Annotated in this window: 25 protein-coding genes; 21 read left to right on the top strand and 4 right to left on the bottom strand. The window is 51.8% G+C overall.

Going from position 1 to position 26,156, the window contains the following annotated elements; all coding sequences use genetic code 11:
* The first annotated feature begins 100 nt into the window (after positions 1-100).
* The 5 genes from N7387_RS09510 to N7387_RS09530 all read left to right on the top strand — a co-directional run bounded on the left by N7387_RS09510 (position 101) and on the right by N7387_RS09530 (position 7,195).
* Positions 101-2,074 (top strand): ligand-gated channel protein, encoded by a 1,974-nt coding sequence (locus tag N7387_RS09510; protein ID WP_279798491.1) that lies wholly within the window; start codon positions 101-103, stop codon positions 2,072-2,074.
* Positions 2,075-2,655: 581 nt separating this feature from the next.
* Entirely contained in the window at positions 2,656-4,035 is a 1,380-nt protein-coding gene (locus N7387_RS09515; protein WP_025152654.1) for an APC family permease, read from the top strand.
* 123 nt (positions 4,036-4,158) lie between these two features.
* Positions 4,159-4,944: a TSUP family transporter gene (locus N7387_RS09520; RefSeq protein WP_262868279.1), complete on the top strand. Its 786-nt coding sequence runs from the start codon at positions 4,159-4,161 to the stop codon at positions 4,942-4,944.
* A gap of 114 nt (positions 4,945-5,058) precedes the next feature.
* Complete coding sequence (gene dld, locus N7387_RS09525; protein ID WP_279798494.1) at positions 5,059-6,804, top strand: D-lactate dehydrogenase; 1,746 nt, start codon at positions 5,059-5,061, stop codon at positions 6,802-6,804.
* Between the two features lie 88 nt (positions 6,805-6,892).
* Complete coding sequence (locus tag N7387_RS09530; RefSeq protein WP_025154526.1) at positions 6,893-7,195, top strand: hypothetical protein; 303 nt, start codon at positions 6,893-6,895, stop codon at positions 7,193-7,195.
* Between the two features lie 39 nt (positions 7,196-7,234).
* Here N7387_RS09530 and sbcB read toward each other — a convergent pair whose 3' ends face one another.
* A complete protein-coding gene (sbcB, locus tag N7387_RS09535) occupies positions 7,235-8,653 on the bottom strand; it encodes an exodeoxyribonuclease I (protein ID WP_279798496.1) in 1,419 nt (472 codons plus the stop codon).
* Between the two features lie 277 nt (positions 8,654-8,930).
* Here sbcB and tmaR point away from each other — a divergent pair, with 277 nt between their 5' ends.
* Positions 8,931-9,257 carry a PTS system regulator TmaR gene (gene tmaR, locus N7387_RS09540; protein ID WP_025154524.1) on the top strand — a complete coding sequence of 109 codons (327 nt, stop codon included), beginning with the start codon at positions 8,931-8,933 and terminating at the stop codon, positions 9,255-9,257.
* Between the two features lie 111 nt (positions 9,258-9,368).
* On the opposite strand, the gene rne is transcribed toward tmaR, so the two are convergent.
* Positions 9,369-12,494, bottom strand: coding sequence for a ribonuclease E (rne, locus tag N7387_RS09545; protein WP_279798499.1), 3,126 nt, complete (start codon positions 12,492-12,494; stop codon positions 9,369-9,371).
* A 534-nt stretch (positions 12,495-13,028) separates the two neighbouring features.
* Here rne and rluC point away from each other — a divergent pair.
* Complete coding sequence (rluC, locus tag N7387_RS09550) at positions 13,029-13,988, top strand: 23S rRNA pseudouridine(955/2504/2580) synthase RluC (RefSeq protein ID WP_279798500.1); 960 nt, start codon at positions 13,029-13,031, stop codon at positions 13,986-13,988.
* A gap of 67 nt (positions 13,989-14,055) precedes the next feature.
* Here rluC and N7387_RS09555 read toward each other — a convergent pair whose 3' ends face one another.
* Together N7387_RS09555 and N7387_RS09560 are read right to left on the bottom strand one after the other, a co-directional pair.
* On the bottom strand, positions 14,056-14,382 hold the full coding sequence (locus N7387_RS09555; RefSeq protein WP_262859792.1) for a hypothetical protein: 327 nt from the start codon (positions 14,380-14,382) through the stop codon (positions 14,056-14,058).
* A 37-nt stretch (positions 14,383-14,419) separates the two neighbouring features.
* Complete coding sequence (locus N7387_RS09560; protein WP_262868278.1) at positions 14,420-15,010, bottom strand: nucleoside triphosphate pyrophosphatase; 591 nt, start codon at positions 15,008-15,010, stop codon at positions 14,420-14,422.
* A 154-nt stretch (positions 15,011-15,164) separates the two neighbouring features.
* On the opposite strand from N7387_RS09560, the gene yceD reads away from it, so the two are divergent.
* The 14 genes from yceD (at position 15,165) to hinT (ending at position 26,152) form a co-directional block, all read left to right on the top strand.
* The gene (gene yceD / locus N7387_RS09565; protein ID WP_004238065.1) at positions 15,165-15,689 is read left to right on the top strand and encodes a 23S rRNA accumulation protein YceD; all 525 of its coding nucleotides are present in this window, start codon (positions 15,165-15,167) and stop codon (positions 15,687-15,689) included.
* A 12-nt stretch (positions 15,690-15,701) separates the two neighbouring features.
* Positions 15,702-15,872 carry a 50S ribosomal protein L32 gene (gene rpmF, locus N7387_RS09570; RefSeq protein WP_004240653.1) on the top strand — a complete coding sequence of 57 codons (171 nt, stop codon included), beginning with the start codon at positions 15,702-15,704 and terminating at the stop codon, positions 15,870-15,872.
* 28 nt (positions 15,873-15,900) lie between these two features.
* Positions 15,901-16,935 (top strand): phosphate acyltransferase PlsX, encoded by a 1,035-nt coding sequence (gene plsX, locus N7387_RS09575; protein WP_071592728.1) that lies wholly within the window; start codon positions 15,901-15,903, stop codon positions 16,933-16,935.
* A gap of 5 nt (positions 16,936-16,940) precedes the next feature.
* Positions 16,941-17,894, top strand: coding sequence for a beta-ketoacyl-ACP synthase III (locus N7387_RS09580; RefSeq protein WP_049241106.1), 954 nt, complete (start codon positions 16,941-16,943; stop codon positions 17,892-17,894).
* Between the two features lie 19 nt (positions 17,895-17,913).
* Entirely contained in the window at positions 17,914-18,846 is a 933-nt protein-coding gene (gene fabD, locus N7387_RS09585) for an ACP S-malonyltransferase (RefSeq protein WP_279798504.1), read from the top strand.
* Between the two features lie 7 nt (positions 18,847-18,853).
* Positions 18,854-19,588, top strand: a complete 735-nt coding sequence (gene fabG, locus N7387_RS09590; protein WP_004240650.1) for a 3-oxoacyl-ACP reductase FabG — start codon at positions 18,854-18,856, stop codon at positions 19,586-19,588.
* A 155-nt stretch (positions 19,589-19,743) separates the two neighbouring features.
* The gene (acpP, locus tag N7387_RS09595) at positions 19,744-19,980 is read left to right on the top strand and encodes an acyl carrier protein (RefSeq protein ID WP_004238075.1); all 237 of its coding nucleotides are present in this window, start codon (positions 19,744-19,746) and stop codon (positions 19,978-19,980) included.
* Between the two features lie 68 nt (positions 19,981-20,048).
* Positions 20,049-21,293 (top strand): beta-ketoacyl-ACP synthase II, encoded by a 1,245-nt coding sequence (gene fabF, locus N7387_RS09600; protein ID WP_279798506.1) that lies wholly within the window; start codon positions 20,049-20,051, stop codon positions 21,291-21,293.
* A 159-nt stretch (positions 21,294-21,452) separates the two neighbouring features.
* Positions 21,453-22,292, top strand: a complete 840-nt coding sequence (gene pabC / locus N7387_RS09605) for an aminodeoxychorismate lyase (RefSeq protein ID WP_279798508.1) — start codon at positions 21,453-21,455, stop codon at positions 22,290-22,292.
* Positions 22,293-22,312: 20 nt separating this feature from the next.
* A complete protein-coding gene (mltG, locus tag N7387_RS09610) occupies positions 22,313-23,335 on the top strand; it encodes an endolytic transglycosylase MltG (RefSeq protein WP_262862109.1) in 1,023 nt (340 codons plus the stop codon).
* On the top strand, positions 23,332-23,970 hold the full coding sequence (tmk, locus tag N7387_RS09615) for a dTMP kinase (RefSeq protein WP_274370797.1): 639 nt from the start codon (positions 23,332-23,334) through the stop codon (positions 23,968-23,970). Before mltG ends, tmk begins: the two co-directional genes overlap by 4 nt.
* Positions 23,970-24,968, top strand: a complete 999-nt coding sequence (holB, locus tag N7387_RS09620; protein ID WP_279798510.1) for a DNA polymerase III subunit delta' — start codon at positions 23,970-23,972, stop codon at positions 24,966-24,968. The genes tmk and holB overlap by 1 nt, the downstream gene beginning before the upstream one ends.
* 10 nt (positions 24,969-24,978) lie before the next feature.
* Positions 24,979-25,758, top strand: a complete 780-nt coding sequence (locus N7387_RS09625) for a metal-dependent hydrolase (RefSeq protein WP_279798512.1) — start codon at positions 24,979-24,981, stop codon at positions 25,756-25,758.
* 43 nt (positions 25,759-25,801) lie between these two features.
* Positions 25,802-26,152 (top strand): purine nucleoside phosphoramidase, encoded by a 351-nt coding sequence (gene hinT, locus N7387_RS09630; protein ID WP_004238084.1) that lies wholly within the window; start codon positions 25,802-25,804, stop codon positions 26,150-26,152.
* Positions 26,153-26,156 lie beyond the last annotated feature (4 nt).

A 26,156-nucleotide genomic window follows, 5' to 3' on the forward strand; every position in this document is an offset into this window, starting at 1 on the left:
GCAATGGCAGGGTCATTATTATTTAAAAAAAAGGGATATAAATCCCTGAGAGCGAATGTCGATTGTCCATAAATATATTATCTCTTGGAGAATCAAAAGAATGGTTATTTTTTCAAAACGAAAAGTGGCGGTATGTGTTATGGCAGCACTCGCCGCTCAGGTGATGGCTGCTCAGGCTGCAAATAAAGAAGACGTGATTGTGGTTACCACCGCATCCGGCTTCCAGCAGAAAATTGAGGATGCTGCGGCGACTATCTCCGTTGTTTCACGCGAACAGCTGGAAGATAAAGCGTACCGCGATGTGACCGATGCCCTGAAAGATGTGCCGGGTGTTGTGGTCACCGGCGGCGGCAGCTCGTCTGATATCAGTATCCGCGGGATGGATCCGAAATACACCATGATCCTCGTGGACGGGAAACGGGTCGCCAGCCGCGAAACGCGCCCTAATAGTGATAACTCCGGTATTGAACAGGGATGGTTGCCGCCGCTGACAGCGATTGAACGCATTGAAGTGGTGCGCGGGCCGATGTCGTCACTGTATGGTTCGGATGCCATGGGCGGGGTTATCAATATTATCACGCGGAAAGCGCAGGGTGAGTGGCACGCGAGTGTCCGTACCGATGCCACTATCACCGAACGTAAAGACAGCGGTAACACCGGGCAGGGCAGTTTCTTCGCCGCCGGTCCGCTGGTGGATAACCTGCTGAGCATGAAAGTGAACGGTCAGTATTCTCATCGCGGGGAAGATAACTTCACGGATGGTTTTAACCGTCAGATCATGACCAGCGGCGGCGGCACACTGACGCTGACACCGGATGAGCAGAACAGTATTGATTTCGATTTCAAAAAAGATAATCAGCACCGTGATTCCCGCTGGGAAAAAAGTGCGTCAGAATCCAGTAAAAAGAAAAAATCCAGCGGTTTCAGTAAGTATGAAATGACGCAATATGCACTGACCCACGACGGTAACTACGACTGGGGCAGCATGAACAGCTATGTTCAGCGTAATGAAACCAAAAACCCGGGGCGTAATATGGAGTATTACGACACCATCGCCCGTAACCAGACCGTTCTGCCGCTCGGCGATCATATGCTGAGCCTCGGTGGTCAGTACCGATTCGAAGAGCTGAAAGATAAAGGCAACAAACTGGATGGTAATAAACTCGATCGCTACAGCTGGGCGCTGTTCGCGGAAGATGACTGGGCACTGACCAATGATTTCACTCTGACCGGCGGCCTGCGTATGGATAAGGATGAAAACTACGGAACACACTGGACACCGCGTGTCTACGGTGTATGGCATCTGGATGAGAGCTGGACGGTGAAAGGGGGGGTGTCCACCGGTTATCGTTCACCGGATCTGCGTCAGGCAACGGCATCATGGGGACAGGCAACCGGTGGTGGTAACTCAAATGCGGTTATTTTCGGTAATCCGGATCTGAAGCCAGAGAAAAGTGTTACCGAAGAGATCAGTGTGCTGTGGAACAATCAGGATGATCTCAATATGAGCCTGACAGTCTTTAACACTGACTTTAAAGATAAGATCACTGAAACCCGCCTTTGCGGCACAGGTGCAGAAAGAAAATGTACATTAGCTGATGGACGCGGCGAGTTATATGACTTTGTGAGCGAACGTGAAAACGTTGATAAAGCCAATATGCGCGGTGTTGAAGCGATTATGAACTGGCAGATTGTTGAGTCTGTTGATTTAACGGCTAACTATACCTTTACTGATTCTGAACAGAAGAGCGGTAAATTTAAAGGTAAACCGCTGAATAAGACACCAAAACATATGGCTAACGCCACACTGAACTGGGATACCACGCAGGATATCAAAACCTGGAGCCGGGTAAACTTCCGCGGTAAAACGTCGGATTACCTGTCCCGCACCAATATGGCAACAGGAACCGGTTCTTATGCCACCGTGGATATCGGCGGTAGTTATCAGCTGAATAAAGACCTGAACGTTGTGGCGGGTGTGTATAACGTGCTGGATCGCCGTATTGATACTGAAAATTACGGTGCCACACTGGATGGCCGCCGTTACAACATCGGTCTGAACTATAATTTCTGATGTAACTATCATTCATTATTATGTGTCGGAACACGGCGTCCTTTTCCGGGCGCCGTGTTTTTTTATGGCAGGCAGAGTGACTGTAAAATATACAAACAACGGGATTTTTTAACGTTCCGGCTATAAATATTCAAAGTTTCGTCACGGAAATTCTGTCGCTAAACAGGTATAGAAAAAAATTACCGGTTCAGGGCGAACAAAGCTTGAAATTTATGACTGAGGGGTGCAGAATGCGCCATCCAAAAAAATAACTGATGCATTTATACGCATCGGTTTTTTTTTGCACTAAAATATTGTCACCGACAAAAAAAGGGGCCGATAGGCCGGATAACTGTTTACTGAATGACACCGGACGATAAACACCGGTATGAGGATGCGATAAATGGCGCAATTTTTCACTTTTGCACCTGTGCCAATCGGCGCTGGCTGCTGCAACGATGACTACGGAGCACGGCGCTCCTGCTCAGCACCCCAAACCTCTTCTTACTTCACTGCCTACAGGCAGATGCGAAGTCTTCCCGGTAACACGCCATCTGATAGTAGTATCAGTATGATTGTCGGTGTTACGGGAGGATTCGCTCATGTCGGATAATACCGCCCTCGATATTGGCCTGAACCGTACAGCTGCCAATAACCGCGTACAACTCGCAAAAACACTGACTCTCGTCCAGGTTGTCATGATGGGGCTTGCTTACCTGCAGCCGATGACTATCTTTGATACCTTCGGGATTGTGTCCGAAATTACCAGCGGTCATGTTGCGACTTCTTATGCTATCGCACTGACAGCCATTCTTTTTACTGCGCTGAGCTACGGAAAACTGGTTAAACGGTTCCCGTCTGCCGGCTCGGCGTATACCTATGCCCAGAAATCCATGAGCCCGCATATCGGCTTTATGGTCGGCTGGTCATCACTGCTGGACTACCTGTTCATGCCGATGATCAACATTCTGCTGGCAAAAATTTATCTTCAGGCCATCTTCCCCGACTGTCCGGCATGGATTTTCGTCGCGGGTCTGGTTTTCCTGATGACATTATTTAATCTGCGCGGCATCAATGTCGTGGCAAACCTCAATACCGGGATTGTACTGGTACAGGTTGCGGTGATGATTGTGTTTGTCGGTCTGCTGGTCCGTGGTGTGTCTGCGGGTGAAGGGGCGGGTACGCTGCTCTCTTTCCGTCCGTTTGCCTCCATTGATGCGGAACTGATCCCGATGATAAGCGGGGCGACCATACTGTGCTTCTCCTTCTTAGGATTTGACGGTATCAGCTCACTGTCAGAAGAAACACCGAATGCCGGGAAAGTGATCCCGAAAGCGATTTTCCTGACCGCTCTGATTGGGGGGCTGATCTTTATCGCGGTGTCTTATTTCCTGCAGCTCTATTTCCCGGATGTGTCCCGTTTCAATAATCCGGAAGAGTCACAGCCTGAAATTATGTACATGGTGGCAGGTGCCTTCTTCCAGTCCATCATTCTGGTGTTCTCCTGCGTCACCGTACTGGCTTCCGGTATGGCGGCACAGGCAGGGGTATCCCGTCTGATGTATGTGATGGGCCGTGACGGTGTGTTCCCGGAGCAATTCTTCGGCTACGTACACCCGAAATGGCGCACCCCGGCACTGAACGTGCTGCTGGTCGGTGTGCTGGCACTGAGTGCAGTCTGGTTTGATCTGGTTACCGCAACCGCGCTGATTAACTTCGGGGCACTGGTGGCGTTCACCTTCGTCAACCTGTCTGTGATTTCACAGTTCTATATCCGCGAGCGCCGCAACAAGACGCTGGGCGACCAGATCAACTATCTGCTGCTGCCGGTTATCGGTGCCGCGACAGTGACCGTGCTCTGGTTCAACCTCGATGCGAAATCGATGGAACTGGGATTGAGCTGGGGCGCACTGGGTCTGATCTATATGCTGTTTCTGACCCGTCGTTTCCGCCGCCCGATGCCGCAGATGCCGGAAAAGTAAGTCTTTAAGCAGTTATGTCGTGAAAACGGCGCACAGTTTGATGCTGTGCGCCGTTTTTTTATAGGTAATCGCGTATAGTAACCTTATGAAAGTATAGAAAATGATAATAATTAAGGGATAGGGATGTATATTGAACACAGCCTGATGGCGGATTATTTTTATGCGGGACTGGCACTGCTGGTGATCGCCTCTTTTGTCGCCGGGTATATTGATTCTATTGCAGGCGGCGCGGGGCTGATTCTGATCCCGGCCTTTATGCTGACCGGTTTGCCACCGCATATGGCACTGGGTCAGGAAAAACTGGTGAGTTCTGTCGGGACACTGGCGGCCATTTCTAATTTCATCAAAAACAAATCGGTTTACTGGCAGATAATTCCTGCCGGGATTATTTCATCGTTCTTCGGGGCCTGGGTGGGTGCGAAAGCGATTATATATCTGCCGTCTGAAACGATTACCTATATTATTATCTGTATGCTGCCGATCGGCCTGCTGGCCGCCTTCTTTAAGGGGAAACTGGGTGGTGCCCGACAAGGCAGCGCCGTGCGCAAATCAGTGTGGCTGGTCTTTTTCACCTGCTTTATTGTTGGTTTCTATGACGGCTTTTTCGGGCCGGGCACCGGCAGTATCTTTATACTCTGTCTGTTTCTGATCAATAACCTCGATTTACTGAAATCCTCCGCCACCTCAAAAATCTTTAACCTGGCGTCGAACGTCGGCGGGCTGGTCGCCTTTATTATGGCCGGACATATCGCGTTTCTGCTCAGTATCCCGATGATCGCCGCCAGTCTGCTCGGGAATCACTTCGGCAGTCAGCATGCTATTCGCACTAACGGTGAAATCGTCCGTAAAATCCTGATCCTGACAGTCGGCATCATGATGATGACGCTGCTGATCAACCTGTTCAGGTAAGCCGGCGTCGTGGTTAATCTGTTAAATTTGTTAAAAATAGTATTTGTATTATAAATAAAATAAGGGGCATAATGATTATTTAGCGAACTATAAGTAACCTGAGCGGGGGAATGTATGATCAACAGTCAGCAACCTGACGGCGCACGTCTTATTCAGACACTGACAGATATTGTCAGCCACAAACACATTTTAACAGAACCGCGTAAGACGGAGCGCTACCGCAAGGGGTTCCGTTCCGGTGAAGGCAGCGCGCTGGCGGTGGTGTTCCCGGGGACACTGTATGAATTGTGGCAGGTGTTTAAAGCCGCCGTTGAGGCTGACAGAATTGTGATCATGCAGGCAGCCAATACCGGTCTGACGGAAGGCTCCACCCCGAGCGGGGATGATTATGACCGCGAAATTATCATTATCAGCACGCTGCGCCTGGATAAAATTCAGGTTCTGACAAAACAGCAGCAGGTGGTGGCACTGCCCGGCAGCACGCTGTGGCATCTGGAAAAAGTCCTGAAACCGCTGGGTCGTGAACCGCATTCCGTCATTGGTTCTTCCTGTATCGGGGCTTCCGTGGTCGGCGGGATTTGTAATAACTCCGGCGGTTCGCTGGTGCAGCGCGGTCCTGCTTATACCGAACTGGCGCTGTACGGTCGTGTTAATGCGGACGGCACCGCAGAACTGGTCAACCATCTGGGGATTGATTTGGGCTCCACCCCGGAAGAGATTCTGAATTGCCTGGAATACCGGCAGTATCAGGATGCGGATATTGAGGATACGGATAAGCCGGCTTCTGACCATGATTATCATCAGCGTATCCGTGATGTGGATGCGGATACCCCGTCCCGCTTTAACGCCGATGAACGCCGTCTGTTTGAAGCCTCCGGTTGTGCCGGTAAGCTGGTGGTGTTTGCGGTGCGCCTGGATACGTTCCCGTCACAGGGCGAAAACAAAGTCTTCTATATCGGCACCAATACCCCATCGGTACTGGAAGATATCCGCCGCCATATTCTCGCCAACTTTAAGCATCTGCCGGTGGCCGGGGAATATATGCACCGCGAGTGTTATGACATCGCAAAAGTGTACGGTAAAGACAGCTTCCTGACGATCGACAAGCTCGGCACCGAAAAAATGCCGAAACTGTTCACCATCAAAGGACGGATGGATGCCATCTTCAATAAAATTCCGCTGCTGCCGAAAAATCTGATCGACCGCACAATGCAGTTATTCAGCCATTTATGGCCGAACCATCTGCCGCGCCGGATGGAAGAGTACCGCGATAAATATGAACATCACCTGATGCTGAAAATGGCCGGTGAAGGCATTGATGAAGCCCGCAGCTGGCTGAGCAGTTTCTTTGAAAATGCAGAAGGTGGCTTCTTTGAGTGTGATGCCAAAGAGGGGGCAGATGCCTTCCTGCACCGTTTTGTGGCTGCCGGTGCCGCCATCCGTTATCATGCGGTTAACAGCAGTAAAGTCGAGGATATTCTTGCGCTGGATATTGCACTGCGCCGTAATGATCAGGCGTGGCTGGAAGTCCTGCCGCCGGAAATTGAGAGCAAACTGGTGCATAAACTCTACTACGGACATTTTTTATGCCACGTTTTCCATCAGGATTATATTGTGAAGAAAGGCGTGGATCCGCATGCGCTGAAAGAGGAGATGCTGCAAATCCTCAACACGCGCGGGGCGGAATATCCGGCAGAGCATAATGTGGGTCATCTGTATAAAGCCAAACCACAACTGAAAGCTTTCTATAAAGCCACCGATCCGACCAATACCCTGAATCCGGGGCTGGGCAAAACCAGTAAATTAAAATACTGGGGGGAAAGACATGAAGGGTGCAGTTGCAGTCAGCATCAGAAATGATCTTTCAGAAGCACAGAAAATCAGTATAAACCATGAATGTTAATAAGGGATTAAATTCACTATAATCAGCTTTTCTTCCTGATTACTGATGATTATGTTTAAAAGACTCAAAAATGCCTTCGGCAAAGCAGTTCAGGTCAAGTGCCATAAAGCAGAGGTTCTGCATAACCTCAGCACCGATGAGCGGGCGCTGATTGTCTATATCCTGAATGCCCGTGATGAAAATGTCAGTATCGGCATCAAGCACAGCAGTGCAGATTCGCTGATCACCAAAGGGGTGCTGAAAGAACTGGGACGGGATACAGAGAGCCGCACGCGGATGGTCTCTGTTTGTCCGAAGTACAGGGAATCCCTGTGCAGGGTATTTTATACCGTTAATAAAGCGGGGTAATTTTACCGCCGGGAGTGCTGCTCCCGGCGGTCTGTCTGCTTATTCTGCTAGGTGCTGCGCGTACTGCACCAGCTTCTTCAGTAATTCTGTCTTGTTTGCATCATGCTGATATTCCTGCATCATTTCACCAATCTGTCCGAAATAACGGGTCAAATTATCCTGACTGAACACCTCACGGCGATGGGCTAGCCAGCGCTGCTGCTCATGTTCGTCCAGTGTGCCGGGGAAATTCCGGGCGCGGTAGCGGAACAGTAATTCCGGCAGACGGGCATCCTGATAACTCAGTGCCAGTGCAGGCAGATTTTTCGGATCTGTTTCGCGGATAATGGTCATGGCTGCTTTATCTGACTCACTGAAAAAACCCTGGTAAATCATGCGATCGACATCATTCTGCACCGGGAATTCACGCGGTTGTGCGAAAACCGCCACCACTTTCTCGCGGATCTCCGGATGCTGATGCAGCAACTCTGCATTACGGGCACACAGGTCTTTATCCAATCCGATACGCTGTGCATCCTGCGGGCGCAGGGTATTTTCCGGTGCCAGGATCGGGCATTTATTGATATGCACCAGTTTGAGCGGTACCGGAGATGCGCCTTCCGGCAGGTCATCACGGCGGGTGTACAGGTGCTCACGCAGGGTATCCGCGTCCAGCGTCAGCAGCGGGGTCAGGTCACCGGCGAGGTCACACATAATCACAGCATTGCGGTTATCCGGGTGCCACGCCAGCGGTGCCACCAGGCTGGTATTGGCACGGACAGCCCCGAACATGCCGGAGACATGTACCAGCGGTTTCATGGCCGGAATATCAATCAGTGCCGCGAGTTTGCGCTTATCGCGCAGACTGAAGAAATAATCGAACAGACGCGGTTGTGCGCCGCGCAGCTGTTTTGCCATGGCAATGGTGGCATACACATCCGCCATTGCATCGTGGGCGTTTTCATGGGCGATACCGTTGGCAGCGGTCAGATGCTCCAGCTTAAAGCTCGGCAGTCCTTCGTCATTCTCCGGCCAGTTTGTACCGTCCGGACGCAGCGCATAACAGGCGCGGGTGATATCGATCAGATCCCAGCGGGAATTGCGGTTCATCCAGCTGTAGGCATACGGGTCGTAAAAATTCCGGTAGAAAATATTACGGGTGACTTCATCATCAAAACGAATGCTGTTATAGCCGAGAATACAGGTGTCCGGCTGTGTAAAGGTGTCATGAATCAGCCTGGCAAATTGCGCCTCATTAACGCCTTTCTGCAGAGCTTCCTGCGGTGTGATGCCGGTTATCATCACCGCCGCGGGCTGCGGCAGATAGTCATCCGCCGGGGCGCAGTAGGCTATCACCGGGTCGGCGATAATCGTGAATTCGCTGTCCGTGCGGACACCGGCAAACTGCGCCGGGCGGTCACCGGCAGGATCCTGCCCGAAGGTTTCGTAATCGTGAAAGAAAAATTGTGCTGAAGACACCGTATGGCCCGTTTTTTGATAAAGGATGGGCTACAGGGTAACAAATCGCGGACAAAATACCAATTTCAGTCCTGATTATTCCCGTAATGCGATTTGATGGCAGATCTCACAAAATGACGGTAATTTGTATGAAATTTATATCAGCTGAAACAATTCCGCACAGAAATACGCTACACTGAATAAAACTGATGAAAACCGGCGGAAGTGCTTGTCGGCAGTCATGGTTAACCTGTATTGTTTAATGAATCACATTTCAGATATGACTAAGGGTAGAATAATGGACAACACAACCAAGCCTTCCTTTCACAATGTCCTGGAGTTCGTTCGTATGTTTCGCCGTAAAAACAAAATACTGCGTGAAATAACTGACAACGAAAAGAAAATTCGTGATAACCAGAAACGTGTACTTCTGCTTGATAACCTGAGTGATTACATCAAGCCGGGTATGTCCATTGAGGATATCCAGGCCATCATTGCTAATATGCGCAGTGACTATGAAGATCGTGTGGATGAGTACATTATCAAGAATGCGGATCTGTCAAAAGAGCGCCGCGAAATCTCCAGAGAACTCAAGGCAATGGGCGATATCAAAGATATCAAGTAATCGCATAACCTGAACAGCAGAAACCGTGAATTGAATATTCACGGTTTTTTTTATCTTTTGTCATAAAAAAATGGCTCCCGGGGGGAGCCATTTTCAGTTCAGTGCGGATTATCAGAGCAGGGTTTTTGACGGCTCTGATGCTGCATGGTTAGTGGCAGCATGACCACCGGCACCGTGCAGCGCATAGGCTTCGCGGGCTTCGCGCTGATATTCGGTGATAACAAAGGCTTCGCCGGTGGTTGCCGGAGCAGGGGCTTTGGTCATCGGTGAATAAGCATGGCGACCGGCCACAACGACGGTTGTTTCAGTAACCGTTGCCGCAACCGGTGCGGTAACAGGCTCTGCCACAACAACCGGTTCAGGCTCTGCAATCACTTCCGGTTCTGCAACAACAACCGGTGCAACAGGTTCTGTGACAGCAACAGGCTCATCAGCGATAACGTCAGCCGTTTCCTGTACAGGCTCTTCTGCCGGTACAGATTCAGTGACAGTATCCGCAACCGGTGTTTCTTCCGGCACCGTGGTCTGAGGTGCTTCAGACTCGACAGTCAGAGAGCACTGTTCTGCCGCAACAGTGGCTTCTGCCGCTTCAGTCATCACCTGAGCAACAACGGTGGTTTCTGTTATCACCGCGGTTGTTTCGGTGATTTCCGGTGTCTCAGCGGCGATTTCCTGTTCTGCCTGTGCAGCCGGTGTTACAACCGGGTACTGGATCCACACTTTACCGGAAGCCAGTTCAGGTGAGAACACAGCCATTTCCAGCGGAACCGGAGATTGCGTCAGCTGACGGTCTTCACGGTAACGGCGGCGGCGCTGACCACTCACCCGCAGATGACGTGGTGAACGGCGGGAGCGGCGCGGCAGGATGTTGTCGCTGTGTGCTTCATCACCATTGCTTTCAGCCGCTGCCGGTGCCACGGTATCCGCAGGAACTGCCGCAGGGGCATCATCAATAACAACCGGAACCGGTGCTGCAACAGCCGGTTTAGTCTGCGTTTCACCGTCAGTGACGCGGACAGAGCCGTTCAGCTGGCGGCGGGTACGGCGCTGACGAACCGGCGTCGGTGCATCATCATCTTCCGTATTTCCGTCACTGTTCAGGGCATCCTGCTCGTCCTGCTGGGCGCGCAGTTTTTTCGCATCCTGCTGGGCACGTTTTTCGTCCTGACGGCGGCGCTGACGCTCTGCACGCTGTTCACGGCGTAACTGCTGCTGTGCTTCGCGGGCGGCCAGCTCTTCCGGTGTCAGATCGTCATTCGGTGTATTCTGATTACGGCCTTTACGCGGCTCATTCACCGTATCGCGATCGCGTTTGTTACGCGATTCGTTATCACTGCGCTCAGGACGGTCAGCACGCTCGGTACGTTCGCCGTTGCGATCATTACGATCACGGCGGTTACGGCGCTGTTTATTACGATCATTCCCGCCGCGGCGGTTGTTGTCGTTAGTCTGTTTTTTCTCTTTCTGTTCAGTTTCTTCCGGCACAGCAGGTGCGGAGCCGAACAGTTTTTTGATGAAACGGCTAAAGAAGCCACCTTCAGAAGCCGCAGGTGCCTGTTTGTCCTGACGGTTATCGCGTTTGCTTTCCGGTTTGCGGGTTGCGGCAGTCTGTGCCGGTACCGGTGCATCGGAGGTGATAGCAAAGGCATTGATAGCCGGTTGTTCCGGCGCACGGCGTTCCTGAGTTTCCTCTTCTTCACCGGCAGCGGATTCCGCTTCGTATTTCTCCGGCAGACGGTAGCTCAGGGTACCGATTTCATCACCTTTACGGACACGGACCACACGGAAGTGCGGGGTTTCCATCTGGTTGTTCGGCACGATAATCACGCTGACACCGGCCTGGCGTGCTTCAATCGCACTGACCGCCTGGCGTTTTTCGTTCAGCAGATAAGAGGCGACCGGCACCGGCACAATCGCATGTACCTGATGGGTGTTCTCTTTCAGCGCTTCTTCTTCAATCAGACGCAGAATGGAGAGCGCCAGCGATTCGTTATCACGCACAGTCCCGGTACCGCTGCATCGCGGACACACATGATGGCTTGATTCACCCAGTGACGGGCTCAGACGCTGACGGGACATCTCCAGCAGACCAAAGCGGGAAATGCGGCCAATCTGGATACGGGCGCGATCCTGACGGACGGCCTCGCGCATGCGGTTTTCCACTTCGCGCTGATGACGGACCGGGGTCATATCGATAAAGTCGATAACAATCAGGCCGCCGAGGTCACGCAGGCGCAGCTGACGGGCGATTTCATCCGCCGCTTCCAGGTTGGTGTTAAACGCGGTTTCTTCGATATCACCGCCGCGCGTTGAGCGGGAGGAGTTGATATCGATAGCGGTCAGGGCTTCGGTGGTGTCGATAACAATCGCACCGCCGGACGGCAGACGGACTTCGCGCTGGAAAGCGGATTCAATCTGCGATTCGATCTGATAATGACTGAACAGCGGCACTTCGCCCTGATACAGCTTGATTTTGCTGGCAAAATCGGCACGACCGATAGCGGTGATGTGCTTGCGTGCCAGTTCCAGAATTTTCGGGTTATCGATGAGGATTTCACCGATGTCCGGGCGCAGATAATCACGGAACGCACGGACGATAACATTACTTTCCTGATGGATCAGGAACGGAGCAGGGCGGCCTTCAGCAACTTTTTTGATGGCTTCCCAGTGCTTGATACGGTATTCGAGATCCCAGCGCAGGGCATCAGCCGATTTACCGACACCGGCGGTGCGGACAATCAGACCCATACCCTCCGGGATATCCAGCGCGGACAGGGCTTCTTTCAGCTCGGTGCGGTCATCCCCTTCGATACGGCGGGAAATACCCCCGGCACGCGGGTTATTCGGCATCAGAACCAGATAGCTGCCGGCCAGGCTGATAAAGGTGGTGAGTGCCGCGCCTTTATTCCCGCGCTCTTCTTTGTCCACCTGTACAATGACTTCCTGACCTTCTCTCAGGACATCTTTGATATTCGGGCGGCCGGAAGCGTGGTAATTAGCGGGGAAATACTCGCGGGCAATTTCTTTGACGGGAAGGAAACCGTGACGTTCTGCGCCATAGTCAACAAAAGCAGCTTCTAAACTCGGTTCAATACGGGTGATTTTCCCTTTATAGATGTTTGCTTTTTTTTGTTCGTGACCGGGGCTTTCGATATCCAGATCATACAAGCGCTGCCCGTCAACAAGGGCAACACGCAACTCTTCCTGCTGAGTTGCGTTGATTAACATTCTTTTCATTATAAGTTACTCAATTTTTTTCATTTAGTTAGTGCGCTGCGGGCAATTTCGTTGCTACCGGAACCGATGACCTCGTGGCTTTTACCGCACCGTCAGCCTCCCGGCTGTCGATCGTATAGAGGTGCAAATTGTGTCGGTGAGGTTCAGTCTTGTCTGAATCCCCGTTGCCGGCTGAAAATCACGTTTATACGCGATACCGGCCCGGTAAGCTGCAACCCGCAGCCCGCTGATTATCTGACCGGAAATAACGTCTTACGCCATTGCTGCGTTGTCATCGGTCAGACAAAGATAAAATATCTGTTTTGCCAAAATCGGCGCATGCATTATTCCATTGCCGGTGTGGTTATAGCAAGGTGACATTGCATGTTTCGGTGAAATTTGTGCAGAAATTTGTTAATGACGTTAATCCTTGGTCTTTTTCCGGAAAAAATGGGAAAATAGCCGCGTAAAACATTGATGCACATTTGCCGCCTGTTTCACCGGGAAAATATCCCGGTTTACGGAGCAACGGTTCAGAGGATAGCCCCCCGTTTCATGAAAACTGATAATCAGACAGTTCAATTTGTTGTTGTGTCCGGCGATGAAGCCGGCCAGCGTATTGATAATTTCCTGCTCGCGCGTCTCAAAGGGGTGCCGAAGAGCATGATTTACCGCATCATCCGTAAAGGGGAAGTGCGTGTCAATAAAGGCCGGATTAAGCCGGAATACAAAATCGCGGACGGGGACAGCATCCGTATCCCGCCGGTGCGTGTGGCTGAGAAAAACGATGCCCCGGTGTCGGCGAAACTGGATAAAGTGTCCGCACTCGCAGAGTGTGTATTGTATGAGGATGATCATATTCTGGTGATTAATAAACCGGCGGGTACAGCGGTACACGGCGGCAGCGGTCTGAGTTTCGGTGTGATTGAGGCAATGCGCGCACTGCGCCCGGAGGCACGCTTCCTGGAGCTGGTACACCGGCTTGACCGCGATACCTCCGGCATTTTATTGATCGCCAAAAAACGTTCCGCGCTGCGGGCACTGCATGAGCAGCTGCGCCTGAAACAGATGCAGAAAGATTATCTGGCACTGGTACGCGGTCAGTGGCAGTCTTCGGTAAAAGTAGTGCAGGCACCGCTGCTGAAAAATATTCTCCAGAGCGGCGAGCGCGTGGTGAAAGTCAGCCCGGAAGGCAAACCGTCGGAAACACGGTTTAAAGTAGAGGAACGGTTTGAGGCGGCTACGCTGGTCAAAGCCAGTCCGGTCACCGGCCGTACACATCAGATCCGTGTTCACACGCTGCATGCGGGCCATCCTATCGCGTTTGATAACCGTTACGGTGATGCGCAGTTTGATGCTCAGCTGAAAGGCACGGGACTTAACCGGTTGTTTTTACATGCGGCGGCACTTGCCTTTACCCATCCGTCTACCGGTGAGGCAATGCGCCTTCAGGCACCGTTGGATGAAAAACTGCGCAATTGCCTGACGGTACTGCGGTCGAAACAGGCAAAATAAGCAGAGAGCAGAAATAAAGAACCCGCGCAGAACGCGGGTTTTTGCTTATACAGAGGGTATTCTGCGGTTACTTCGTCTGCACACCGATAATCTTTGTGGTGCAGCTTTGTGCAATCTCACCGATTGCCTGAGAGTCCTGTTCGGTCAGTGCCTGACCTTTGCGGATCCGATCATCCAGTTTTTCCAGTCCGTCTTTGCCGAATTTCGCCAGCGAGTTGTCATACACACACTCACAGACCGCCGGAACTTTACTGCGGTTCTCCGGGTTTTTCAGGTTGGTCACAGCGCCTTTTGTACAGTCGGCAACAAAGGTTGTCTTATCCGCCAGTGACGGGGCCGCCAGACCGGCAGCACTGAACAGCAGCGTTGCGGCAGCGATCATTTTCAGCTTCATGTCAGTTCCTCAGAATCATCGGATGCCCCGGAGCGTGTCAGCGGGGGATCCGCAGTGGGTTGTATCCGGCCTGAATCAGTAATTCTGTCAGTCGGATAAGCGGTAAACCTATCAGTGTATTAGGGTCATCTCCCTGCAGTTTTTTAAATAAGGCGATTCCTAAACCTTCAGATTTAAAGCTTCCGGCACACTGATACGGCATTTCCGCCAGCAGATAGGCACGGATTTCGTCATCATCCAGTGTACGGAAATATACGTGGTAAGGTTCACATATCGTGTGATCTTCCCCGGTGGCACTGTTATACAGGCTCAGCCCGGTATAAAAGGTGATGCACTGACCGGAGGCTTTGCGCAATTGTGCAAAGGCCGCGTCATAATGATGCGGTTTGCCGGTAATTTCCCCGTCCAGCACACAAACCTGATCAGAGCCGATAATCAGGCTGTCAGGGTACTGTTGTGTTAATGAACGGGCTTTTTCGCGTGCCAGGCGCATGACCAGCGACTGCGCATCTTCTGCCGGATGCGGGGTTTCATCGGTATCCGGGGCGGCGGATACAAACGGGATGCCGAGTTTTTCCAGCAACGCTTTGCGGTACAGGGAGGTGGAGGCGAGAACCAGTGAGATCATAAATATTCCGAAAGTCATGGTAAAAAGAATAAACTCATTCTAAACTATGCGCCGCTTATTGAGTGTATTTTTAGCGGGAAGGCAGGTTACCGCCCTCTTTGCTGTCTATATTTTCTTTGACTATATCGTCTTACGAATATAAGATGCGCGCCTTATGCAAAAGATAAAATTACCTCTGACTATTGATGCAAAGCGCGCCGCGCAGAAGCGTCTGGATTACCGGGGGTGCTATGCACCTGAGCAGGTTACGCGGTTAGCCGAATCGGTAGTCAGTGTGGACAGCGATGTTGATGTTGATTTGACGTTTGAAATCGATCCGCAGCGTCTGACAGTCATTAAGGGAACAGCAGAAACTGATGTTTCACTTGAGTGTCAGCGGTGTGGTAATATCTTCCCGCTTCATGTCCGCGCAACGTATTGTTTCAGCCCGGTTGTCAGCGATGAACAGGCTGAGGCATTACCGGAAGAGTATGAGCCAATTGACGTAAATGATTTTGGTGAGACAGATTTACTGGCAATGATTGAAGATGAATTAATTCTTTCTCTGCCTGTGGTTCCGGTACATGATTCTGAACACTGTGAAGTGTCCGACGCGGTGAAAGTCTTTGGTGAGCTTCCTCCGGAAGCAGAAAAACCAAATCCGTTTGCCGCATTAGCCAGTTTAAAGAAAAGTACTTAAGGAGTAAGGTCAATGGCCGTACAACAAAATAAACCAACTCGTTCCAAACGTGGTATGCGTCGCTCTCATGACGCACTGTCAGCAACTCTGGTTTCTGTTGACAAAACCTCTGGTGAAACTCATCTGCGCCACCATGTGACCGCTGATGGTTACTACCGTGGTCGTAAGGTAATCAACAAGTAATCTGCTGCTTTTTAAGCACGTTGATATCTTGACTAATCTAACCATCGCGTTAGATGCCATGGGTGGGGATATCGGCCCCCATGTCACAGTGCCTGCCTCGCTGCAGGCACTGGCATCTAATCCAAAGCTCACCTTGTTGCTGGTCGGGCACCCTGATTCCATTTCTCCTCTGCTTGCAAACCAGAATGCTGAGCTGCTCAGTCGTCTGCGGGTGATCCCTGCCTATGAGACGATTGCCGGTGATGCCAAACCTTCTCAGGCTATCCGCCAGAGCAAAGGCACATCCATGCGTATCGCGCTGGAACTGGTGAAAGAGGGGGAGGCACAGGCGTGCGTCAGTGCCGGAAACACCGGGGCGCTGATGGGGCTGGCGAAACTGATGCTGAAATCGATTGAAGGCATCGAGCGTCCCGCGCTGATGACCGTGGTGCCGAATCAGAAGAAAGGCAAAACGGTGCTGCTTGATCTGGGCGCAAATGCGGAGTGCAGCAGTGAGATGCTGGTGCAGTTTGCTGTCATGGGCGCGGTGATGGCAGAAGATGTGGCCGGGATCCCGCATCCGCGTGTGGCATTACTGAACATCGGTGAAGAAGAAACCAAGGGACTCGACAATATCCGCGAAGCAGCCACGGTGCTGAAATCGATACCGGACATCAATTATATCGGCTATGCAGAAGGTAACGAACTGCTGACCGGTAAAACGGATGTGCTGGTCTGTGACGGCTTCGCGGGTAACGTTACCCTGAAAACCATGGAAGGGGTGATTCGTGTGATCCTTTCTATGTTTAAATCACAAAATGAAGGCAAATCTTCATCCCTTCTGTACAAACTTGTGAAGAAAGTGGTGACAAAATGGCTGAATAAACGCTTCAGCCACCTGAACCCCGACCAGTATAACGGTGCTTCTCTGTTAGGATTACGCGGCATTGTGATTAAAAGTCACGGTGCGGCGAATGTAAGTGCATTCAACGCTGCCATAACGCAGGCGGTTCAGACTGTTGAAAAGCAGGTGCCTGAACGAATCGCATCCCGCCTCGCTATGGTATTACCCAAGAGTAACTAACTAATATGTATACAAAAATTTTAGGAACCGGGAGCTATCTTCCTGCACAAATCCGCACAAATGCTGATCTGGAAAAAATGGTCGACACAACCGATGAGTGGATTGTTACTCGTACGGGGATCCGTGAGCGCCGTCTGGCCGGTGATGATGAAACCGTTGTTACGATGGGGCACCAGGCAGCTCTGAACGCACTGGATATGGCGGGTATTCCTGCCGGTGATATCGATCTGATCGTTGTGGGTACCACTTCTTCCACGCACGGTTTCCCGAGCGCGGCCTGTGAAATCCAGAAACTGCTGGGCATTGACAGCTGCATCTCCTTTGATGTGGCGGCGGCATGTGCCGGTTTCAGCTACGCTATCAGCGTGGTGGATCAATTCATTAAAACCGGTATGGCGAAAAAAGCGCTGGTGATCGGTTCGGATGTGCTGGCGAAAACGCTGGACCCTGAAGATCGCGGTACTGTTATCCTGTTTGGTGACGGCGCGGGTGCTTTTGTGGTTGAAGCCTCAGAAGAGCCGGGCATTCTCTCCACCCATTTACATGCGGACGGTCGTTACGGCGATCTGCTGACATTACCGAATAAAGATCGTAAAGACAGCGAAAAACCGGCATACCTGACGATGGCAGGTAACGAGGTGTTCCGCGTGGCGGTCCGTGAATTAGCCAACGTCGTTGAAGAAGCGCTGGTGGCGAACAATATTGATAAATCAGAACTCGACTGGCTGGTGCCGCATCAGGCAAACCTGCGCATTATCAGTGCCACAGCAAAAAAATTAAATATGGGCATGGATAAAGTGGTGGTAACGCTTGATCGTCACGGCAACACCTCTGCGGCCTCTGTACCGACGGCATTCGACGAAGCGGTTCGTGACGGGCGCATCAAACGCGGTCAGCTGATTCTGATTGAAGCCTTCGGCGGTGGTTTTGCCTGGGGTTCAGCATTAATTCGTTTTTAATTTTTCAGGAAGCTAAATCATGTCTGCATATGCAATGGTATTTCCGGGACAGGGTTCTCAGTCAGTCGGTATGCTGGCGGACCTCGCGGCAAATTTTCCGGTCGTTGAGGCAACCTTTGCCGAAGCATCCGCTGAACTGGGCTACGATTTATGGGCACTCGTTCAGAACGGGCCGGAAGACGAACTGAATAAAACCTGGCAGACCCAGCCTGCACTGCTGGCGGCCTCTGTGGCTATCTGGCGTGTCTGGCAGGAAAAAAACGGCGCCATGCCTGCCATGATGGCGGGTCACAGCCTGGGGGAATACTCCGCGCTGGTGTGTGCCGGTGTGATGGATTTTAAAGAAGCCATCAAACTGGTGGAATTACGCGGCCGCCTGATGCAGGAAGCGGTTCCGGCCGGAACCGGTGCGATGTACGCGATCATCGGTCTGGAAAATGACGCTATCGCCAAAGCCTGTGAAGAAGCAGCCCGGGGGCAGGTCGTATCACCGGTTAACTTTAACTCGCCGGGCCAGGTGGTTATCGCCGGTGAGAAAGATGCCGTTGAGCGTGCCGGGGCATTATGTAAGGAAGCCGGGGCAAAACGTGCGCTGCCGTTGTCGGTCAGTGTGCCGTCACATTGTGCATTAATGAAGCCGGCTGCTGATAAATTAGCCGTTGCGCTAAAAAATATCACATTTAATACACCAATCTTTTCTGTTGTGAACAATGTTGATGTTAAGATAGAGACTTCCGCCGATGCAATTCGTGATGCATTAGTCCGTCAGCTTTATAATCCGGTACGCTGGACCGAAACTGTTGAGTTTATGGCCGCGCAGGGTATTGAAGAACTGCTGGAAGCAGGGCCGGGCAAAGTACTGACCGGGCTGACTAAGCGTATTGTGAAAACATTAACATCATCTGCTGTCAATGATATGTCATCATTGGAAACAGCACTTGAAAATCGCTGAGGTTGAGATGAGCTTTGAAGGCAAAATTGCCCTTGTCACCGGTGCGAGCCGCGGAATCGGCCGTGCAATTGCTGAGAAATTAGCAGCCCGCGGTGCAACTGTCATTGGTACTGCAACCAGCGAAAGCGGTGCGGCAGCTATCAGTGAATATTTAGGCGCGAAGGGTAAAGGCCTTGCGCTGAACGTGACCGACAGCGCATCCATTGACCATGTATTAGAAAATATTCGCGCTGAGTTTGGCGAAATTGATATTTTGGTTAATAATGCAGGTATCACACGTGACAACTTACTGATGCGTATGAAAGACGATGAGTGGCAGGATATCCTCGACACGAACCTTTCATCCGTATTTCGTCTGTCCAAAGCGGTTATGCGCGCCATGATGAAAAAACGTTGCGGGCGCATCATCACCATCGGTTCCGTTGTCGGGACGATGGGGAACGCCGGACAGGCTAACTATGCGGCGGCGAAAGCCGGGCTGATTGGTTTCAGTAAATCACTCGCCCGTGAAGTCGCGTCGCGCGGCATCACTGTCAACGTCGTTGCTCCGGGTTTTATCGAAACTGATATGACTCGCGCATTGACAGACGACCAGCGTGCAGGCATTTTATCTCAGGTTCCTGCTAACCGTTTGGGTGATGCTGAAGAGATTGCCAGTGCTGTAGCCTTCTTAGCTTCTGATGAAGCGGCTTACATCACAGGCGAGACATTGCATGTCAATGGTGGCATGTACATGATTTAATGTTTGAGCTGACCATTTGCCGTTTTTGTGTAAACACACGCAAAAGTGAGTATTTATATGGTTAGACCAGCCGGGATTGGGTTGCATCTTTTCCTGTATTTTATAAACTACGAAAACCATCGCATATAGCGAGTTTTGATAGGAAATTTAATAGTATGAGCGCTATCGAAGAACGTGTTAAGAAAATCATCGTTGAACAACTGGGTGTTAAAGAGGAAGAAGTAAAAAACGAAGCTTCATTCGTTGATGACTTAGGCGCTGATTCTCTTGACACAGTTGAGCTGGTGATGGCTCTGGAAGAAGAGTTCGACATCGAAATCCCAGACGAAGAAGCAGAAAAAATCACAACTGTACAGGCTGCTATTGACTACGTTGAGAACGCAGGCAAGTAAGCATCCCTCATGTCCAGGCGGTCACCCGACCGCCTTGTTTCTTTTATTTTCCCCCCCGGAGGATAAGCGTGTCTGAGCGTCGTGTAGTCGTGACCGGACTTGGCATGTTATCTCCTGTCGGTAATACAGTCGATTCATCCTGGAAAGCTGTGTGTGCCGGGCAGAGTGGTATCAGCCTGATTGATCATTTTGACACCTCTAACCATGCGACCAAATTCGCAGGTATGGTAAAAGATTTCAATCACGAAGATTTTAATATTTCGCGCAAAGATGCCCGGAAGATGGATCTCTTCATTCAATACGGTATTGCAGCCGGTATCCAGGCAATTGCGGATTCCGGACTTGAAGTAACAGAAGCCAATGCAACCCGCATCGGAGCTGCGATTGGTTCTGGTATTGGTGGTCTCGGACTGATTGAAGAAAACTGCAGCGCTCTGGCTGCCGGCGGCCCGCGTAAAGTGAGCCCGTTCTTTGTTCCCTCAACTATCATCAATATGGTTGCCGGACATTTAAGTATTATGTACGGCCTGCGCGGACCAAGCATTTCCATTGCCACTGCCTGTACATCCGGCGTGCATAACATTGGTCATGCTGCCCGGATCATCGCTTACGGTGATGCGGATGTGATGGTTGCCGGTGGTACTGAAAAAGCCAGCACACCATTAGGTGTTGCCGGGTTCGGTGCTGCGCGTGCCTTATCCACCAATAATGACAATCCTCAGGGCGCAAGCCGTCCGTGGGATAAAGATCGTGACGGGTTTGTGCTGGGTGACGGCGCCGGTATGCTGGTGCTGGAAGAGTACGAACACGCGAAAAACCGCGGTGCGAAAATCTACGCGGAGCTGGTCGGTTTCGGGATGAGCAGCGATGCTTATCACATGACATCACCACCGGAAAACGGTGACGGTGCCGCACTGGCCATGGCAAACGCGATTCAGGATGCGGGTATTCCTGCTGACAGCATCGGCTATATCAATGCTCACGGTACATCCACCTCTGCGGGTGATGTGGCGGAAGCAAAAGCCGTTGAAACGGTATTTGGTGAAGGAACCAACGTTCTGGTCAGTTCCACCAAATCCATGACCGGTCACCTGCTGGGTGCCGCCGGTGCAGTGGAATCCATTTTCACCATTCTGGCACTGCGTGATCAGATCATACCGCCGACCATCAACCTGGATAATCAGGATGAAGCGGTCTGCAAACTCGACTTTGTACCGGGCAAAGCCCGCAAAGTGGAAGGTATGGAATACGCACTCTGTAACTCTTTCGGCTTCGGCGGCACCAACGGTTCCCTGATTTTCCGTAAGATCTGAGTCTGTTTTCTGAGAAAAAAGCGCCTGACGGCGCTTTTTTTTTACCTGACGGGTGACGTTATCGCAGTTTTGCACAAAAATCACAGCTGTACTATTATACAGGTCTGTCCGCATACTGAATGACGGTTAAATAATAACCGTTAAAACAATGAGTTGGCTATGACGCAACAGACGCATTACTGGGTCAATGGTGTAGCGCAGCACACTATTGCGATTTCTGATCGCAGTGTGCAGTTTGGTGACGGCTGTTTTACCACGATGCGCATTGTTAACAGCAAACCGTCTCTGCTGTCACGCCATCTGCACCGGCTCCGCAGTGGTTGTGCCGGGCTGGGGCTGACGCCGCCGGATGATGCAAGGCTGACTCAGTGGATAATGCAGGCCGCAGAGGGTGCAGCGGATGGTGTGCTGAAAGTGATTATTTCTGCCGGTGAGCAGGGGCGCGGTTACCTGCGTGCGGATGTACCGCCGGTAGTGATCCTGATCCGCTCCGCATATCCGGAAAGCTATCCGGCATTGCAGGATCGCGGGTTATCGGTGGTGAAAAGCCCGGTACCGTTGTCCGTCAATCCATATCTGGCGGGTATCAAACACCTGAACCGGCTGGAGCAGGTGCTGATCCGCCGTTATACGGCAGAACAGCAGGCCGATGAAGCCATTGTCTGTGATACTGACGGCATTCTGACCGAAGGATGCAGCGCCAATTTGTTCTGGCGCTGTGGTGATGACGTATTTACCCCGTCACTGAGAAAATGCGGCGTGGCAGGTGTGATGCGCGCACATATCATGGATGTGCTGAAAGGCAGCCGTTACCGCTGTTATGAAGCCGAACGTTTTCCGCAGGTGCTGGCAAAAGCGGATGAAGTGATTATGTGCAACGCGCTGATGCCGGTCATGCCGGTCAATGATATCCGTGCGGATGCCCGTCATCACTGGCATTATACCTCCCGCTCACTCTTTACCTGGCTTTTGCCGCACTGTCCGGCAGCAATACCCTGATTGAACAGAGTTAATGACTGATGAAAAAAACACGGATTTTCCTTGTGACATTTTTGGTGCTGCTTGCGGTTGCGGGCGGCGTGGCGTACTGGCTTTATCATCAGGTGAACGCATTTTCCGGGCAAAAAATTTCTGTCACTGAAGAGACCATTTTCACCATTCCGCCGGGTACCGGTCGTGTGGCGCTGGAGAAAAAACTGGCGGAAAGCGGGATTATCCCGGAATCACATAATTATGACTGGCTGCTGCAACTGGAGCCGGAACTGGCAAAAATCAAAGCCGGTACTTACCGTCTGACACCGGATATGACGGTCAAAAGCATGCTGCAACTGTTTGTCAGCGGTAAAGAGGCGCAATTCAGTATCCGTTTTGTGGAAGGCAGTAAATTAGCGGACTGGCAGAAGATTCTGTCGGAAGCGCCTTACCTGAAACAGACCCTCGCGGATTTACCGGCGGATAAACTGACAGAAATGCTCGGCCTGCCTGCCGGGAGTCACCTGGAAGGGCGTTTTTATCCGGATACCTATCTTTATACCGCCGGAACGGAAGATACTCAAATCCTGAAACGGGCGCATCAGCAGATGGAAACCAAACTGGCGGCGGCATGGAAGACCCGTAACACCGACTTACCGTATGCCGATCCGTATGAAATGCTGATCATGGCCTCGCTGATTGAAAAAGAGACCGGCGTGGACGGCGAACGCAAAAAAGTGGCCTCGGTCTTTATGAACCGGCTGAAACTGAAAATGCGCCTGCAAACCGACCCGACGGTGATTTACGGCATGGGTGAGCGTTATCAGGGCACGATTTACCGCAGCGACCTGGCACGGGTAACGCCGTATAATACCTATCAGATTGACGGCATGCCGCCGACGCCAATCGCCATGCCGGGCAGTGCTTCGCTGGAAGCGGCAGCCAGACCGGACACCACCGGTTACCTTTACTTTGTCGCAGACGGCAAAGGCGGACATGTATTTACCACGAATCTGCGGGATCACAACCGGGCGGTTGCAGATTACCGTAGCGGATTAAAAAAACAATGACAGGCAAATTTATAGTAATTGAAGGACTTGAAGGTGCCGGAAAAACCACGGCACGTCAGGTGATTGTTGATACACTGCATGAAAACGGCATCACAGATCTGATCTATACCCGTGAGCCGGGTGGCACGCCGCTGGCAGAAAAACTGCGTACGCTGATTAAAGACGGGATCGACGGCGAAACGGTTACTGATAAAGCAGAAGTGCTGATGTTATACGCTGCCCGTATTCAGCTGGTCGATAATGTGATCAAACCGGCACTGGCGCGCGGACAATGGGTGATCGGCGATCGCCATGATCTCTCCTCTCAGGCTTATCAGGGCGGCGGACGCGGTATTGATCGCCAACTGATGGCGTCACTGCGTGATACCGTACTGGGGGATTTTTATCCTGATTTTACCCTGTATCTTGATCTGCCGCCGGAAACCGGCCTGGCCCGTGCCCGCAGCCGGGGCGAACTGGACAGAATCGAACAGGAATCACTGGATTTCTTCCGCCGCACCCGATCCCGTTATCTGGAGCTGGCAGAGTCTGATCCGCGCATTGTGACCATTGATGCTTCGCAATCAATGGATAATGTTCATCAATCAATCCGCTCTGCCATACTGAACTGGCTGGCACAGCAGAAAGAGGCGTAATGAACTGGTATCCGTGGCTTAATCCTGTTTACCGTCAGCTGGCAACCGCGTGGTTGTCCGGTCAGGGACACCATGCTCTGCTGCTGTACGGCATTTCCGGCACCGGTACCGACGAGCTGGCCTATGCCCTGACACGTCTGCGGATGTGTCAGCAGCCACAGGGCATCAAAAGCTGCGGGGAGTGCCACAGCTGTAAACTGATGCTGGCAGGCACTCATCCGGATTTTTATCTGCTGCAGCCGGAAAAAGGCAAATCCGCCATCGGGATTGATGCGGTGCGGGCCGTGACAGAAAAATTGTACGACCATGCCCAGCAAGGGGGAGCCAAACTGGTGCATATTCCGCAGGCGGAACTGCTGACCGAAGCGGCTGCCAACGCCTTGCTGAAAACCCTGGAAGAGCCGACAGAGAATACCTGGTTTGTGTTACAAAGCCGGGGGGCGGAGCAGTTGCTGCCGACACTGCGCAGCCGTTGTTTTGCTTATCATCTGGCTCCGCCGTCAGCGGATACCGGGGGGCAGTGGTTGCAGCGCGAATATCCGCAGTCTGATGCGGTGTCGCGGCAGACGGCGCTGAATCTTTGTCACAATGCCCCGGCGGCGGCATTGTCACTGCTGACCACCGCTGACTGGCAGAATCGCCTGAACCTGTTTACGCAACTGGCCGCGTCCGTACGCAGCGGAGACTTTTTATCGCTGTTATCTGAACTGAATCATCAGGATGCGGAAAAACGCATCAGCTGGCTGACGACTCTGTTTATGGATGCGGTAAAATATCAGCAGAATATGGCACCTGCCTGTCTGAATCAGGATCAGTCTGCGCTTGTTGCACAACTGGCGACGCATTACAGCAGCGCACACTTACTGAATGCAGCGGAAAGCTGGCTGACCTGCCGCCACCGGCTGATGACCATCACCGGTGTGAATCAGGAACTGCTGCTGACAGAACAATTATTACACCAGGAAACCCTGTTTTCTGCATCACCTAATTTAAGATAATGAGTTAATTATGTTTTTAGTCGATTCCCATTGCCACCTCGATTGCCTGGATTATGAAAAAAAGCATGAAAGTGTGGACGATGTTATGCAAAAGGCCGCGCAGCGTGATGTGAAATACGCGCTGGCGGTGGCGACCACCCTGCCGGGTTACACCAAAATGCGTGAGCTGATTGGCGAGCGCCCGGATGTGGCCTTTTCCTGCGGTATTCATCCGCTGAATCTGGATGAACCGTATGATTTCACTCAGCTGCGCGCAATGGCAGCGGACAGCCGCGTGGTGGCACTCGGTGAAACCGGGCTGGATTACTACTACCAGAAAGAAAATGCCGCGCTTCAGCGTGATGTTTTCCGCGAGCATATCCGTATCGGACGTGAGCTGAATAAACCGGTGATTGTCCATACCCGCGATGCCCGTGAAGATACCCTGGCGATTATCCGTGAAGAGCAGGCCGGGGAGTGCGGCGGCGTGTTACACTGCTTTACCGAAGACAAAGAGACGGCCTCAGCGCTGCTGGATGAAGGTTTTTATATCTCCTTTTCCGGTATTCTGACTTTCCGCAATGCCGAGCAGATCCGCGAAGCCGCCCGTATTGTACCGCTGGATCGCATTCTGGTGGAAACCGACTCGCCGTATCTGGCCCCGGTACCGTTTCGCGGTAAAGAGAACCAGCCCGCGTATGTGCGTGATGTGGCGGAGTATATGGCGGTATTAAAAGGGGTGAGCGTTGAGGCGCTTGCTGAGATCACCACTGACAATTTCTGCCGTCTGTTTCAGGTGTCTGTCCGGTAAATCCGCACACATCTGTCAGGCTGATTAATTACAGGAGCAGGTTATGGCCGAAGAAACTATTTTTAGTAAAATTATTCGTCGTGAAATTCCGTCTGATATCGTCTATCAGGATGACAGCGTGACAGCGTTCCGGGATATTTCCCCGCAGGCACCGACACATATTCTGATTATTCCTAACCATCTTATTCCTACCGTGAATGATGTCACACCGGAAGATGAACAGGTTCTGGGTCATATGATCACGGTTGCGGCTAAAATCGCACAGCAGGAAGGTATTGCTGATGACGGCTACCGCCTGATCATGAACTGCAACCGCCATGGCGGACAGGAAGTGTTCCATATTCATATGCATCTGGTCGGCGGCCATCATCTGGGGCCGATGCTGGCGAAATAACCGG

The sequence above is a fragment of the Morganella sp. GD04133 genome, assembly GCF_029835375.1.
GTDB lineage: Bacteria > Pseudomonadota > Gammaproteobacteria > Enterobacterales > Enterobacteriaceae > Morganella > Morganella morganii_B.

Bases quoted from the DNA above. Each gene is read 5' to 3' on its own strand.
- N7387_RS09510 (WP_279798491.1), top strand. From the start codon at position 101: ATGGTTATTTTTTCAAAACGAAAAGTGGCGGTATGTGTTATGGCAGCA.
- N7387_RS09515 (WP_025152654.1), top strand. From the start codon at position 2,656: ATGTCGGATAATACCGCCCTCGATATTGGCCTGAACCGTACAGCTGCC.
- N7387_RS09520 (WP_262868279.1), top strand. From the start codon at position 4,159: ATGTATATTGAACACAGCCTGATGGCGGATTATTTTTATGCGGGACTG.
- dld (WP_279798494.1), top strand. From the start codon at position 5,059: ATGATCAACAGTCAGCAACCTGACGGCGCACGTCTTATTCAGACACTG.
- N7387_RS09530 (WP_025154526.1), top strand. From the start codon at position 6,893: ATGATTATGTTTAAAAGACTCAAAAATGCCTTCGGCAAAGCAGTTCAG.
- tmaR (WP_025154524.1), top strand. From the start codon at position 8,931: ATGGACAACACAACCAAGCCTTCCTTTCACAATGTCCTGGAGTTCGTT.
- rne (WP_279798499.1), bottom strand. From the start codon at position 12,494: ATGAAAAGAATGTTAATCAACGCAACTCAGCAGGAAGAGTTGCGTGTT.
- rluC (WP_279798500.1), top strand. From the start codon at position 13,029: ATGAAAACTGATAATCAGACAGTTCAATTTGTTGTTGTGTCCGGCGAT.
- N7387_RS09555 (WP_262859792.1), bottom strand. From the start codon at position 14,382: ATGAAGCTGAAAATGATCGCTGCCGCAACGCTGCTGTTCAGTGCTGCC.
- N7387_RS09560 (WP_262868278.1), bottom strand. From the start codon at position 15,010: ATGATCTCACTGGTTCTCGCCTCCACCTCCCTGTACCGCAAAGCGTTG.
- yceD (WP_004238065.1), top strand. From the start codon at position 15,165: ATGCAAAAGATAAAATTACCTCTGACTATTGATGCAAAGCGCGCCGCG.
- rpmF (WP_004240653.1), top strand. From the start codon at position 15,702: ATGGCCGTACAACAAAATAAACCAACTCGTTCCAAACGTGGTATGCGT.
- N7387_RS09580 (WP_049241106.1), top strand. From the start codon at position 16,941: ATGTATACAAAAATTTTAGGAACCGGGAGCTATCTTCCTGCACAAATC.
- fabD (WP_279798504.1), top strand. From the start codon at position 17,914: ATGTCTGCATATGCAATGGTATTTCCGGGACAGGGTTCTCAGTCAGTC.
- fabG (WP_004240650.1), top strand. From the start codon at position 18,854: ATGAGCTTTGAAGGCAAAATTGCCCTTGTCACCGGTGCGAGCCGCGGA.
- acpP (WP_004238075.1), top strand. From the start codon at position 19,744: ATGAGCGCTATCGAAGAACGTGTTAAGAAAATCATCGTTGAACAACTG.
- pabC (WP_279798508.1), top strand. From the start codon at position 21,453: ATGACGCAACAGACGCATTACTGGGTCAATGGTGTAGCGCAGCACACT.
- mltG (WP_262862109.1), top strand. From the start codon at position 22,313: ATGAAAAAAACACGGATTTTCCTTGTGACATTTTTGGTGCTGCTTGCG.
- tmk (WP_274370797.1), top strand. From the start codon at position 23,332: ATGACAGGCAAATTTATAGTAATTGAAGGACTTGAAGGTGCCGGAAAA.
- holB (WP_279798510.1), top strand. From the start codon at position 23,970: ATGAACTGGTATCCGTGGCTTAATCCTGTTTACCGTCAGCTGGCAACC.
- N7387_RS09625 (WP_279798512.1), top strand. From the start codon at position 24,979: ATGTTTTTAGTCGATTCCCATTGCCACCTCGATTGCCTGGATTATGAA.
- hinT (WP_004238084.1), top strand. From the start codon at position 25,802: ATGGCCGAAGAAACTATTTTTAGTAAAATTATTCGTCGTGAAATTCCG.